This is a genomic window from Paenibacillus sp. YN15 (genome assembly GCF_003285005.1).
In the GTDB taxonomy this organism is placed as follows: domain Bacteria; phylum Bacillota; class Bacilli; order Paenibacillales; family NBRC-103111; genus Paenibacillus_AR.
Genome location: NZ_QMFA01000010.1, coordinates 84496 through 98600, shown reverse-complemented (window position 1 = coordinate 98600; position 14105 = coordinate 84496). Strand labels below are relative to the sequence as shown.

General features: G+C 56.0%; 7 protein-coding genes. 2 read left to right on the top strand and 5 right to left on the bottom strand.

Annotated features, from left to right (window positions below; translation table 11 throughout):
• Positions 1 to 85: 85 nt before the first annotated feature.
• Both tyrS and DQG13_RS10855 read right to left on the bottom strand, forming a co-directional pair.
• Positions 86 to 1345 carry a tyrosine--tRNA ligase gene (gene tyrS / locus DQG13_RS10860; protein ID WP_113019775.1) on the bottom strand — a complete coding sequence of 420 codons (1260 nt, stop codon included), beginning with the start codon at positions 1343 to 1345 and terminating at the stop codon, positions 86 to 88.
• Positions 1346 to 1874: 529 nt separating this feature from the next.
• A complete protein-coding gene (locus tag DQG13_RS10855) occupies positions 1875 to 3362 on the bottom strand; it encodes an FAD-dependent oxidoreductase (RefSeq protein WP_113019774.1) in 1488 nt (495 codons plus the stop codon).
• A gap of 171 nt (positions 3363 to 3533) precedes the next feature.
• Between DQG13_RS10855 and DQG13_RS10850 the strand changes: the two genes are divergently transcribed.
• On the top strand, positions 3534 to 4391 hold the full coding sequence (locus tag DQG13_RS10850; RefSeq protein WP_113019773.1) for an AraC family transcriptional regulator: 858 nt from the start codon (positions 3534 to 3536) through the stop codon (positions 4389 to 4391).
• 503 nt (positions 4392 to 4894) lie between these two features.
• On the opposite strand, the gene DQG13_RS10845 is transcribed toward DQG13_RS10850, so the two are convergent.
• The 3 genes from DQG13_RS10845 to DQG13_RS10835 all read right to left on the bottom strand — a co-directional run bounded on the left by DQG13_RS10845 (position 4895) and on the right by DQG13_RS10835 (position 8090).
• Positions 4895 to 5251, bottom strand: coding sequence for a type II toxin-antitoxin system PemK/MazF family toxin (locus DQG13_RS10845; RefSeq protein WP_113019772.1), 357 nt, complete (start codon positions 5249 to 5251; stop codon positions 4895 to 4897).
• A 188-nt stretch (positions 5252 to 5439) separates the two neighbouring features.
• The gene (locus DQG13_RS10840; protein ID WP_258525622.1) at positions 5440 to 5646 is read right to left on the bottom strand and encodes a hypothetical protein; all 207 of its coding nucleotides are present in this window, start codon (positions 5644 to 5646) and stop codon (positions 5440 to 5442) included.
• Positions 5647 to 5768: 122 nt separating this feature from the next.
• Positions 5769 to 8090 carry a helix-turn-helix domain-containing protein gene (locus DQG13_RS10835; protein ID WP_113019771.1) on the bottom strand — a complete coding sequence of 774 codons (2322 nt, stop codon included), beginning with the start codon at positions 8088 to 8090 and terminating at the stop codon, positions 5769 to 5771.
• Positions 8091 to 8387: 297 nt separating this feature from the next.
• Between DQG13_RS10835 and DQG13_RS10830 the strand changes: the two genes are divergently transcribed.
• Positions 8388 to 13724, top strand: a complete 5337-nt coding sequence (locus DQG13_RS10830) for a CBM96 family carbohydrate-binding protein (protein ID WP_181592694.1) — start codon at positions 8388 to 8390, stop codon at positions 13722 to 13724.
• Positions 13725 to 14105: the final 381 nt, after the last annotated feature.

Below are 14105 nucleotides of genomic sequence, written 5' to 3'. Positions count from 1 at the left end.
CCTCCTAAGGGCTTTCCGTAGGAAAGCCGGCATCGTAAACATCAACTGGGCTTTCCGAGAGGAAAGCCTGCATCGTAAGCACCAACTATGCCAGTTTCACAAGGCTGTAGTTCTTCTTTCCTTTACGAACAATAATGAAGCGTCCGCCAATAGCCAGCCCCTCTGTAACCTCCAAGGCCAGATCGGTGATTTTATCGCCGTTCAGCGAAACGGCCCCTTTGGCAACATCCTCCCGGGCCTGCCGCTTGGAGGGCTCCAGTCCCAGCTCCACCAGCCAATCCACAATATTCTTGGGCTCGCGGCCGCCCTCAAAGGTAGGCATTTCCTTAAAGCCCAGCTCAATCTCCTCCGCGCTCAGGGACTTGATATCCCCGCTGAACAGCGCAGCGGTAATCCGTTGGGCTTGGGCCAGGAGCTCCTCCCCATGAACGAAGCGGGTCATTTCCTCCGCCAGCGCCTTCTGGGCCTCGCGCTTGTGAGGCTCGCTTTCCACCTTTTCAGCCAAAGCATCAATCTCTTCCTTGCTCAGGAATGTAAAGTATTTCAGGTATTTCACCACGTCCCGGTCATCGGTGTTGGCCCAGAACTGGTAGAACTCGTAGGGAGTGGTCTTCTCCGGGTCCAGCCAGACGGCGCCGCCGGCGGTTTTGCCGAACTTGGTGCCATCCGCCTTCAGCATCAGCGGAATGGTCAGGCCGAAGGCCTTGGCCTCCGGGCCTTCCTTCTTGCGGATCAGGTCAAGACCGCTGGTAATATTGCCCCATTGGTCGGAGCCGCCGATTTGCAGCTGCACATCCTCATGCTGGTACAGATGCAGGTAATCCAGCGACTGAAGGATCTGGTAAGCAAATTCGGTAAAGGAAATGCCGGACTCCAGACGGCTGGAGACTACATCCTTGGCCAGCATGGCGTTGATGCTGAAGTTTTTGCCGTAGTCCCGCAGGAACTCGATGACATTGATCTTATGGGTCCAGTCATAATTGTTGACCATCCGAATCTGGTTATCCCCGTCGGTCAGGAATAGCTTTTTCATCTGCGCGGTGAGCTTATCCACGTTTTCCTGCACCTGCTCCAGAGTTTGCAGGGAACGCTCCGTCTGGCGGCCGCTGGGGTCGCCGATGGTGCCGGTAGCGCCGCCGATCAGGATAACCGGACGATGCCCGGCCAGTTGAAACCGCTTCAGCACCATGAAGGGAATCAGGTGGCCAATATGCATACTGTCGCCGGTGGGGTCCACGCCGCAATAAAGGGAAACCGCCTTTTCCTCGGTGAGCTGGCGAAGGCCCTCCGCGTCGGTTTGCTGGTTGATGGCGTCCCGCCATTGCAATTCATCAATAATATTCATGTGTGTACGTACTCTCCTTCTTGGAAAATGGGGAAAAATGCAAAAAACCGCCCCTTGCCCGTTGCCGGACACAGGGACGGCTGTTATAACCGTGGTACCACCCATGTTGCCTGAAAAGCTCTGCCTTGCGCCTTTTATGCGCACACAGCAAACCCTCAAGCCGCTCTTAAGCGGGATAACGTCCGCCCTTCCGCCCGGTTATGCCGGGATGCTCCAAAGCTGTAATTCGCGCGCTTCATGTGTACCGGGTTCCATCACCCCCGGCTTGCTGGGACAGGGATTAAAGAGCTGCGAGGATATTAGTACCCGCTTTTGTTGACAAAATCTCCACGGTTAGCTGGTGCTTACGATGCCGGCTTTCCTTCGGAAAGCCCTTAGGGAGTTTTGTCGGCAAATTAGCGGTACTTATTTCGTCGCAGTCTCAAAGCGGCTACTGGGGCTTCTTCGACGCATACTGGATATGCTACAGCCAGTATAGAGAATCGGAGCGGCCATGTCAACCTCGGCCAGCCTTGGGCCAACCGGACATTCAGGATTTCGTCCGAAACGGATTATGGTGGGAGGCGGTGCCGCCGGACCCATCCTTCCGGTGAAGCCTCAGCCCTTCATCCCTAATATCGGCAAGCTCCTCTCCCAGCAAGTATTGCCCTTGGGCCAGCAGTGCCGCACGCACCTGCTTGACATCGACTTGACGGGTGGTTGCACCTTCCGCTGCCGCAAGCGCCGCCGCCGTTCCCGCGCCTTGCCCGATGGCGATAGCGGTAGCCATGACGCGCACAGAACCGAAGGCATGATGCGTTGCCGCTATAGAGCGTCCGGCCGCCCACACATTATCAAGCCCTTGCGGCAGCAAGCTGCGGTAAGGAATTTCGTAGACCGCCCTGCCTGAGCCGGTAAAAACCTGCTGCTCCCCTTCCGGCGGATGAATATCGATGGCGAAGGTGCCGCAGGCAATCCCGTCCTCGAAGGCCCGGCTGTTCAGCACATCCTCCTCGGTCATGGTATAATCGCCGATAATATGGCGGGTTTCCCGCACCCCCACCTGCACACCGGTATCCAGTATATACGAACGTTCAAATCCGCCCACCCGCTTTTGTAAAAACTCCGTTACCTCCCACGCCTGACGGCGCGTCTCTATCTCCGCTCTGGTCAAATCGCGCACATCCGTCCCGTCGATTCCCTGCAGGCGGGTGCAGTTCACCGCAAATTGCCCCTCTCTCGGCAGCTCATACATGAGAATGCGCGGCGCGGCATCCTTGGGATACTCTCCCTTCTCCATCGCTTCCTTTATAATTTCCCTCATGCCCAGAAACGCCAGCGCGCTTTGTGCATCAATCTCCTCATCAGTGGGGGAATCCTTGAGCAAATGGCGGTTTGCCTTCATCCATGCCTTCAGTCCCGGAATATCAATGCCCCCGATCCGGTAAAAAAGCGTCACCGGCTGCATTGCTCCGTCGGATTCACGCCCCTTCACAAACGGCGCTCCGGCGCAGGCAATCACATCGGCATCCGCCGAGCAGTCGATAACATACTTGGGGCAAATCGCCTGGCGGCCGCTTTTGCTCTGGACCAATACGGCCGTGATTCTGCCGTTCTCCTCCAGCACATCGGAGAACGTCGTGTGCAGAAGCAGCTCCACACCGGCTTCCTCCAGCATGTCAAGCAAAACCAGCTTCATCCCCTCCGGATCAAAAGGCGTCATGGACGCATTGTCAAAGGTCAGATCGGTTACATGTCCCGGCGATGCCGCCAATTTCACCAGCCGCTCCGCCACCTCGCCGGCCACACCGCGGATAACCTGCTTGCCGTTGACATCATGAAAGGTAAACAGGGGGTTAACCATGGCCACCGTCAAATTGCCGCCGACAAAACCGTAACGCTCGATCAGCATGGTTTTGGCTCCGGCTCTGGCCGCCGCCACCGCCGCCCCGATTCCCGCAGGGCCGCCTCCGACAACAAGCACATCCGGCTCGGCAATAACCGGTATTTCCCTGGATACATCAACAATCGTTTTCATCCTCGCAGCTCCCCTTTAAATACTTGTGAATTTCAACAATCCTCATGACCGTTAGCGCATCCTCATATTTGTTTAATCACAATTATACAGTAGCAAAAACAGACATCTTGCGGTTAGGGGAGAAACAACGGTATACTTGTGAAAAACAACGCTGTAAAAGGGGGACCCGCCATGGCGGACAAGCTGCACTTCAGCGCTGCCGATCATTTGCAGTTTCATATCAAATGGGGCTATGAGTGGAAAATGCCTCCGGACTGGCGGTTTGAACGCGTGAACCGCTATCCCTTCTTCTGGTTGGTTACAGACGGAACCATGGACGTGATCTATAATCATCATGCGTATCCCCTTGGCCCCGGCAGCTTATTCTGCGCGGAGGCTTATTTGCCTCTTCAGGTGCAGGGCACAAATGAACGACCTATCGCCTTTCTGTCCATCGGCTATGAAGCCGACCTGTTCGGCGCTTCCCTGGCCTCCTGGCTGAAGCTTCCGACACATCACGTGATCCCCGATTCCGCCGTCCTGCAGCAAATTTGGCGCAGCCTGATCCATCAATTTGACGCTCAGCTTGACCTGGAGCAGAGCAGCGAGGAAATTCTGGAGCACTTGCAGCTATTGTCCCTGCAATACGCCTGGCTTCGCCAATTGCTGAGCCAAGTACCCATCCAGCCGGCAACCACTTCGTCCAGGAGGGACGACAGAGTAGACGAGGCCTGCCGCTATATAGAGGCCCATCTTCACGAGGAGCTCTCCACCGCGTCCATAGCCGCATCCGTTCATTTATCCCCCAATTATCTAAGAACCTTGTTCCAGCAGTATCTGCACCTGTCGCCGGTTGATTATGTCAGGCACAGAAGGCTTCGCAAAGCCCAGGACATGCTGTTGTCCGGGTCCGCTCCGGTAAGCGCCATCGGCGAGCAGGCAGGCTACCCCGACCCTGCGGAATTCAGCCGCATATTCAAGAAGCAATTCCAGCTCAGCCCCCAACAGTACCGGCAAAAGTGGAAGTCAGCGGATTTGGGGGAGACATGAAGGGGAGACGAAGGCATGGTCCTCCGGCAGGCGGCGGTAAGCCAAACGCTGAAACGCCAACGGGTGCGGTCCACGGCAAAGGCAAGATGCGAGTTGGGGAGGTGTGCAGGTAGCGGCGGGTGCGAGTAGGGAAAATGGAAGGTGCAGAACGGGAATTGGCGGGGACACGTATAGAGGAGGAAAAAGTAACCTGAGGGGATGGTTGGCAACGGGCAGCTGCGTGGGGAGAAAGAAGGGAAGGCGAAATAAGGCCATGCTTTTTCCGTTATTGCTGCCGCGGAGCTTGGATCGGCCGAATAGGGCCAGCTTTTTTCCGCTATCGCCGTAAATCAGAGCTTCGGAGCAAAGAAAAGGGGACGATAGCGGAAATTCACTGTCCCTACTAGAGGCTGTCCGCCTTCGCCCCAGGCAATAGCGGAAAATCGGGTTCCGCTATCCTCCTGCGCAGACGGCCTCGCTGCCGCTGGACGGAACTCCGCGACGCTTCAAGCAGCTTCTGCCGCCTATTCTTCCTGGTTCGCCGCGGTTTCCAGCATCGAGGGGAAGGTGATCTGCGCAATCCGTTCTTCGATAATGGTTTGGACCGCTTTTTGCAGTCCCATCGTCCGAATCAGTTGGAAATCAATTTGGAGCAGTACATCATTCGGCAAATGTCCAATTGGATCTTCGTGAAGCCATTCCCGATTGATGCTTATAATTTGCTCGGTACTCACATAGCTGTCATTTTTCAGAAAGTCCAACTGATCGCAGTCCAGCTTTACATAGGTATCCCGAACCGAACGCTTTTCCCGCAAGGCGCGCTCCACCTCCGCCTTTGCAGAAGTGATAGGCATCACCAAAACAGATTTAGGATGTCCCATAGGGTCTGGTAATGTTGCAAAATGACAAACCGATGCTTCCCATGCAATGTAAAACTGGGAGGCGGAGTCAAAATATCGTGTTGGAAAACAGGAATATTTCCTTCGTACACATCACCACGGATGAACGTTCGCACGGCTTGTCCTCCCTTATGCAACAAAAAATTCACCCTGAATAAACGGATGAATTTTTATTCCTTCTCATATGTGCTTGCCAGTTGAAAAGTCTCTTTACGCAATGCCCTATTGATTTTTTCTTGTACTTCTTCCGTTCTTCCTTCGAGACCCATGTATTCCCAAAACGAAACTCCGAACCGCTTTTCTATGGACTGAACGGCCTGGTCAAACGCTTCATCTTTGGATTTCTGCTTTTGAGAAAATGGAATGATTTCTGCCACGGTACCGCCCCCATTCAAGCTCATTGTATCATATTTCTATTCTTCTCCAATCCCATAAAAAGTAAGAACCAGCCAGGGAACAACTGCTGTTCCCCGGCTCGTCCGGTCCATGGCATATCAGGTTAATCCGTCCGCTCCGCCTGCCGGAATTCGGAGGGGGTCATGCCGCTGTATTTTTTGAAGCTGCGCATGAAGCTGGTGACGTTGGTATAGCCTACCCGCTCGGCAATCTGGTTGACAGTGTCCTGGTTGGCCAGAAGCAGCCGCTGGGCCTCCTGCATCCGTACCGCAATCAGATAATCGACAAAATTAATGCCGGTGCTTTGCTTGAAGAGCTTGCTCAGATGGTTGGGACTGATGGCAAATTCCTCGGACAGCAGATTCAGGGACAGCCCGCTGTGATCGTAATGCCGGGAAATGTACGCCATAATCCGGGCCACCAGCTCATCCGCCTTGGTTTTGGAGTTGCGCTTCTCCACCAGGGCTTCCACCATCTCCCCCATCAGCTCCAGCAGATAGCCGCGCATATCGGACAAGCTCCCGGCCCGGGTCAGCCGGCTTTCAATATCTGCATGGCCGGACTGAAGGCGTTCCAAAAGAAGCGGGTCGGCCACCTTTTTGCCGGTTCTGTAAATCAACTGCAAGGCAAATTGAACCATGGTCTTGTCGGTGAAGCGGCTTTGGGCGGCCAGCGCGAATATCGCCGACAGCAGCTCCGCCACCTTGTCCGGATTGGCCTGCCACACCGCCTCCTGCAGCTGGTCGGCCAGATCAAACAGCTCCATCAGCCCAGCGCCGTCCCAGCCCGATACGGATTCCACGGTAATAACCGTGCCGGGACCGGCCACCAGCTTGTAGTGAATGCGCTCCTGGGCCGCCTGGTACGAGTCCTTGATGTCCGCGAACCGGGGGCTGTAGGAGCCGATGCCGATGCTCACGGAATGCTTGATGTAGGTCTGGACAGCATCCCGCAGCGACTGGGCAAACTCCACCGCCTGCTCCATGTCCGCGGCGGCATCCTCCTCCCGGAAGCTGGCCAGCATCACCACCTGGTACTCGTTGATTTGCACCGCTCCTCCCTTGAGCACCCCGCCGCTTTCCCTCATCAGCTCCTCCGCCACATTGCAGACTGCATAGAGATACAAGTTCAGGTCGGATATTTTCTCCAAAAGGGCCTTGTTGTCCAGTTCGGCAATCATCACGATGTAATGGGCGGGATACAGCTCCAGCCCGATATGGTCAAAGTAGGGTTTGGCCAGCTCATACCGGGTCCGGTGGCCGGTGACGATATCGAACAGAATCTGCAGCTTCAGAGCGGGTTTGCTCTCCTGGAGCTGGCGCACCGCATCGGAATAGTCGTCCAGCACATCGCGGATTTTGCCCTCCAGACGTTGGAAGTCCGGCCGCAGGCCTCCTGCGCCTCCCGCCGCCTCCCCCTCCCGCTTGCCCAGCAGGGATTCCACCTTATTGATGAACCGCTCCATGGGGCTGAACCATGTCCGGTTGACCAGCACCACGGAGCCCACCGACAAGAGCACCATTCCGCCCGCCAGCACCAAAAGAATATTGCGGATGGCCAGGAACAGGCCGCTCAATTGTCCTTGGGACACCACATAGACCAGCTTCCACCCGGTATAGGAGGAGGAGCAATAGAACACCCACTCCGAGGTTTTGCCGTTTTTGTGCCGGATGTAACCGCTGTCCTGCTCAGACAAAACCTGCCCGCCCAGCCTGTACTCGGCGATATTCCGCCCGATCCGGGATTTATCCGCATGGGACAGGATGGTCCCCTCTCCGTCCGTGACCAGCACATTGCCGCTGCTGCCAAACTGCAAATCGGAGAACATGTCTGAGAGCATGGTCTCAGGCAGGTTGACGGCAATGACCCCCGTGCGGTTCTCCGGCTTTTCTGCCATAGGATAAAACCGGATCAACGTAACCGTATGGCGATTGACGGATTTTTCCGTAAACACGGGATTCACCGTCCATTTGTAATAATCACTTTCCGTATAAAATGCCTTGATCCAATTTTTGTCCGCCTCTTCGGAGGTGGGATTATGCAGTTCGTCGGACAGCAGCATTTCGTTGGCCCGGGAATACAGATACACGGACTGGATGGCGGGATAGGAGCGCTTGAGCCCGCTGATCTGGGACTGGATGCCATCCAGCCGGATCAGATATTCGGGACTGCCGGAACGGGGCGTATTGAAGAAAAAAGCGGCGTCTCCCGTTTGCAGCATCTGGATCATGGCCCGGTCGATTTCGGTCAGGGTGCTTTCCATCCGTTTATTGATCTGGTTCAGCATCTGCAGGTTGGAGCTGACAACCTCGCGCTCCAGCTGTTTTGTACCGCTTGCATAAGAGATCAGCACCGTGCTGGCAATGATGATGATGAAGAGGGAAGCATAGATAAACTGGATTTTGTACGTCATATTTCTCTGCATCCGTAGAAGCCCCCTCAATCGTTTGTGCTCTTCCCATCATAATTCTCTCCATGCAGAGCAAGCAAGTTGCATTTTTCAACAGATACTTGCATTTCCGGCATGACCGGTAATGAAAGTTCAGGCTGAAAAAGGAAAGTCTCCCATGATTAAAAAAGTCATATCAAAGCCAAATATATGAATTTTCGCCTTCAGGCATTGATGCTACCTTGGTAATGCGGAATTGAAAAGGAGGGAAATGACGATCCGCACAGGTTCAAAATGATAACAGGTTTAAATTATCGCAGAGGAGGCTCAAATGTGAATTTACTTTTTATGAAATTTGGGAAGCGCTTTATTCCCCGGCTGGCAGCCACGATGAGCGCCGTCCTGATATGTTCCTTTTTCTCGGGGATATGGACGGGAAATATGGCAGAGGCAAGCGGGACCGCAGGTGCATCTTTGCAAACGGTTACTATGCAGGTTTATGCCGCGGAGGATGCATACGCGAAGGGGGGCATTGATGCGGGCAAAAATTTTGGAGAGGAGAGCCGGCTTCATGTCAAATATTCCCTAACCACTCCCAACAGCATGAGGGAATCCTTCCTGAAATTTGATTTAAGCGCCGTTCCGGGACGGATTGCACAAGCGCAGCTTCATCTTTACGGCGGGGCGTCGGATGGAGCGGCAGCCAATGGCAAAGCGGTTACGGTCAGCGTGTATCAGGTGGAGAACGACAGCTGGAGCGAGTCGGCTCTGACCTGGAATACCAAGCCGGCCGCCACGGAAGCCGCCGGCAATGGCATTACGCTGCTCAACAAGCAGCCTGAAGCGTGGCACAGCGATGATGTTACGGCATATCTGAGGGCCAAGCAGGCCAAGGGAGATTCCTGGGCCAGCCTGGCCTTGCTGGACCGGGGGCGGGCCGATTGCATCGCTGCCTTCAACAGCAGGGAAGCGGCGGCAAACCGGCCTTACCTGAGCGTTACTTACGAGCTTCCTGTCAGCGGGGACACAGCTCCTCCGGTTTGGCCTGAGGGCTCCCGCCTGACGACAGCCGCCTTGGAGGACGGGGCTGCCCTGCTTCTGGAATGGCCCGCCGCCGAGGATGAATCCGGGGTGGCGTTTTACCGCGTCTATGCAAACGGCAGCCTTCAAGCCCAATTGCCGGGAGATGTCCGAAGCTACCGGCTGGAGGGCGTTGCGCCGGGACAGACGGTCCAGCTGGAGGTCCAGGCGGCGGACCCCGGTTTCCAATGGAGCGAGCCGGGATTGAGCGCTAAGGCGGCGATACCGGGCGAACCTTCGGCTCCCGGGGAGGAGCCGATGCCGCTGAACGCATTTATGAGCACGCTTGGCGGGATGAGCTATTTGCCGCTTGTGAAAAACGGCCAGACGGATCATTGGTCGGGACTGGAAGCCATGGAACTGCCTGCGGACAACAGCCAAGTCTACGTTACCGGCTGGGGCGGCGCGTCCGACCTGTCCGCCAAGGTCAAGTTTGCCTACGACGAGGAGAACTTCTATGCCCGGTTTGAGGTCAAGGACCAGGTTCATAAAGGCATAGCCGAATCAAACATGTGGAACGGAGACAGCATTCAGATGGCATTCAGCGCCGATGGCGCGGCTTATGAGACCGAATATGGCTTGGGGCTTACAGAAAATGCTCCGGAGGTCTGGAGATGGGCCGCAGGCAATGCCCAATTGGGCAAGGAGGCGGTCACTTTGACCGCAGCCAGAGATGAAGCCGCCCAAACAACGGTGTATGAGGCCTCCTTTCCCTGGAAGTCCCTGTTTAAGGAAAAGCCGGCGGACAGCTTCCGGTTCACCTACCTGATCAATGACAATGACGGCGGCGGGAGAAAAGGCTGGCTGCAATGGACCGACGGAATCGGCCGTGGCAAGGACAGCGCCCAATTTGGCACAGCCAAGCTGGTAGCCGACGGGGCGAAATGGCTGTCGTGGTTGTCCGCTCCTGCTTCGGCCATGACGGGAGATACGGTAATCCGCACCTTGGACCTGTTAAACTTCGATCAGGCCGATGCAGCGCTGCTTGTCCGCTCCGCGGAGCTGGGGGTTGAGCGGCAAATCGCAGTTCCCGCCGGACATGCCGTCAGATTGACCTTTCCTGTTCAGTACGGGGAACGGGGCGATTACCATGCCAATTTTGAAATTGAGGATACTGCAACGGGCGAGGTACAGACCCATCAAAGCCCCATAGCCATCTATGAGAATGACGAGCAGCTTTTGGCCCGGTTCGACCGGCTGCAAAGTCTGCTGCCCGAACTGGAGGCGCTATTGGATCAGGCCCGGCAGCAAGGGATAGCGGTGGACTATGAGACGGTAAATGCCACGGTCATCGAAAATTTCATCCAATACGGCAAGGATGACGTTCGGAACGGCGAGAAGGAGCGTGCGGTTTATGTAGCCGATCAACTGGACCTTCTTTACACGGAGGCGACGGACAATCTGCAGGCTTATCTGGACGGCTCCAAGGAGGCAAAGGCCGTTCAACGCTATAGAACAGGCTCTTCTCCCATCCGCATAGACGGCTATTCCTTTATTGCCGATGTAGCCGATTCCTCGGGGAATCCGGTTGGGGAGGACAAGGTGATCTTTACCGGGTACGGCCATTTCGACGAGGTTCGCCGGGATATTCCCAAGTTCGGCGGCTATGGCACCAATTTGATCCAGGTTGAGTTTGGTCCCAAGCAGGCGCTTCTGCAGTCTGAAGTATGGTCAGCCTGGTCCACTGCCAAGTCGGGAGGAGTCCAGGCCGATATTTTGCTGGATCGCAGCGTGTACAGAAGCGGTGTCGGATCGCTGTCCATTGTGAACCAGTCGCCGACAGCCTCCAATGTTTTCGCCAGGGTATGGCAGAAGGTCGCGGTGGAACCTAACACTACTTACGAGGTAAAGGCATGGATTAAAGGACAGGATGTAAAGAACGTCTGGTTCCTTGGCGGAGACGGCTGGAAGACGAGGTGCCAGGCCCCCAAGGGCACCTATGATTGGACGGAAGCGGGCTGCTCCTACACCACCGGCAGCCAGCAAACCTCGCTGGAGTTTATGATTTTATCGGAAAATACCGGGACGGTATGGTTTGACGATGTCAGCATCACCGCTGCCGGCGGCGGGGAGAATCTGCTGCGCTATTCCGGATTTGACGATTCGGCGGTTAATTCCGACAAAGGCTACTTTATCTCCGAGGCCGCTATCCGAAGCGATCTGGTTCAGGTGTTGGAACAGGCGGCCGAGCATAATGTTGCAGTGAATGTGCTGCTGTCCCCCCACTATCTTCCCGCTTGGATGAAGACGGAGTGGCCCGAGCTGAACAGCAATGCCATCGGCTTCATCAAATATAACATTGAAGCGCCCAAGGCCAGGCAGGTGATCCAGGATTATTTGCAGGCCGTTATTCCGCTGATCAAGGACAGCCCTGCGCTGCATAGCGTAACCTTGTCCAACGAGCCTGTATTCGATACCCGCCGGGATGCAGAGGCGCACACGCCGGCATTCCAGGAATATCTGAGCAGGCAGTACAACGGGAATATTGCCGAATTGAACCAGGTTTACGGCACCGGCTACAGCGGTTTCGGCGAAGTGCCGATGCCTCTTGATTATTCGACTACGCCCCAATTCTACGATTGGTACCGCTTCAACACCAACCTGTTTACAGGCTGGCATCAATGGATGGCGGATATTGTCCATGAGATTGCTCCCGATCTTCCTGTTCACAGCAAGGTGATGAACGGCATCCTGGGAGCGCTTGACCAAGGAATCGATTTTGAAGGAATGGCGGCCTTAAGCGACATCAACGGCAATGATGCCCACAACTACCTGAATACCGGAGTGGACGGTCAACTGGATGAATACCGCTTTTTTGATTTTTTGTCATCGCTGAAGGAGGCCCCCGTCTTTAATTCCGAAGATCATATTATTCGGGACGGGGATAACAATTATGTGCCCGAGCAAGTGGATCATATGCGCACGGTTCTTTGGCAGGGGGCGATGCACCGGCGTTCGGCCTCTACAATCTGGGTATGGGCCAGAACGTACAGCAAAACCAGCGACTTCCGCGGCAGTGTGCTGCACAGGCCGGATGTGGTAGCTGAGGTAGGCAAGACCAGCTTGGACTTGAACAGACTGGTGGAGGAGGTAACCGCCTTCCAGAATAATCGGGCCAAGGTGGCGATTCTCTACAGTCTGCCTGCATTGGCCTATGAGTCAAAAGCAACCTATCCCGATGCGGTGCGGAAGCTGTACAAGGCTGTCAGCCTCAGCGGCGCCGGTGTGGATTTCATTACGGAGAAGCAGCTGCGGGAAGGCAAGGGAAGCGAATATGCCATGATCCTGGTGCCGATGCAGCAGCATCTGGAACGGGACACTCTGGACAATCTTCTCCAATACCAGGAGTCGGGAGGAACGGTGGCGATTCAGGGCGCGGATTCACTTCGCCAGGACGAGCGCAATCAGGCGCTGGACGAAACGGCGCGGGAGGCCGTTTTCGACCGGGCCGTCATTCTGGAAAAGAGCTGGTCCGCTGCGCAAGTCAAGCAATGGCTGAGCACCACTCCCTTCTATAAAATCGCCGCGCCCGTGGTGCTGATCGATGAAGCAACAGGACTGCCGGTTACCGATGTGGAATGGCGCAGTGTGCAAAAAGACGGCCAATGGCTGCTGAATATCGCCAATTACGGCAGCACCGCCAAAACGGTGTCCGTACTCGCAAACGGCGAACCGCTGACAAGCGCCCTTAACCTAATCGACGGCATTGCCTGGAACGGAGATACTCTTGTGCTCCCGCGGCTGTCTCCGATACTGCTGCAATGGGCTGCAGATGAAGACCCGGGCACTGATCCGGGTACCGACCCGGGGACTAACCCCGGTACCGATCCCGGAACTGACCCGGGCACCGATCCCGGAACTGACCCGGGCACCGATCCCGGAACTGACCCGGGCACCGATCCCGGAACTGACCCGGGCACCAATCCCGGGACCAGCCCGGGCACCGATCCCGGGGCTAACCCGGGTACCAATCCCGAGGCTAACTCGGGCGCCAATCCCGGGACCAGCCCGGGCACCGATCCGGGAGCTAACCCAGGCACCAATTCGGGTGAGCCAAAGAGCTTTGCCGATATATTGGGCCATTGGGCGGAGCCTTTCATTAAATTGGCTGCAGAAGCCGGAATGGTGCAGGGCTATGAGGATGGTGTTTTTCGTCCGGACGCCCCCGTTACCCGCGGCGAGTGGGCCCTTCTGCTGGTCCGGGCGCTGCGGCTGCAGCAGCCGGACCATGCGGTGAAGCCCTTCACGGATGACGCCGCGCTGCCGGATTGGGTCAGAGAGGACATGTATCAGGCAGCGGCAGCAGGCATCATCGAAGGTTATTCCGACGGCACGATTGCCCCCGCCCTTCCGATTACGCGAGCCGAAATGGCGGTTATGCTGGCCAGAGCTGTTGGTCTGCGCACATCCGGAACCGCTTTGCCGCCTTATGCAGACGCGGCGGAGGTGCCGGACTGGGCCCAAGCGGCAGTGGTCGGAGTTTATGAGGCTGGTCTGATGATCGGGCGGGACGGAGGATATTTTGCCCCGCAGGATTTTGCAACACGGGCGGAAGCAGCCGTGCTCCTGCTCAGAATAGACCGGGATTAGTAAGGCCAGGGAATGAAGCCGCCGTCATCCGAACGCTATACTGGGCCGGTGTTCGGGGGCTTCATTCCACTAGGGCGTGTTTGCAAACTCCGAGTGGAGCAGCTAAGGCCCGAATTTTCGTTCCAGGCAAGGCACTTTCGCGAAGGCGTACCGGGGGTACGTCAAGCGGAAGTAACGATAGTCAGGGGCGAAAAGGCGGTGAAAGATGCCCTCAAGCGGGTTTGCAAACACGGCCTATTTAAGAATGCTTGATATAGGTCTGGCTGGCCAACATCACCGCCTGATACTCATTGATTTGCCCCGCCCCATCCCCCGCTGTTGTCCCTTTTATGTTCCCGCAATTGGCCAAAGAAACTTGCATTTTGCACGAGGGCTTGCATT

What these genes read in the sequence shown, in the direction of transcription:
- tyrS (WP_113019775.1), bottom strand. Translation starts at nt 1,345, where the DNA reads ATGAATATTATTGATGAATTGCAATGGCGGGACGCCATCAACCAGCAA.
- DQG13_RS10855 (WP_113019774.1), bottom strand. Translation starts at nt 3,362, where the DNA reads ATGAAAACGATTGTTGATGTATCCAGGGAAATACCGGTTATTGCCGAG.
- DQG13_RS10850 (WP_113019773.1), top strand. Translation starts at nt 3,534, where the DNA reads ATGGCGGACAAGCTGCACTTCAGCGCTGCCGATCATTTGCAGTTTCAT.
- DQG13_RS10845 (WP_113019772.1), bottom strand. Translation starts at nt 5,251, where the DNA reads ATGGGACATCCTAAATCTGTTTTGGTGATGCCTATCACTTCTGCAAAG.
- DQG13_RS10835 (WP_113019771.1), bottom strand. Translation starts at nt 8,090, where the DNA reads ATGCAGAGAAATATGACGTACAAAATCCAGTTTATCTATGCTTCCCTC.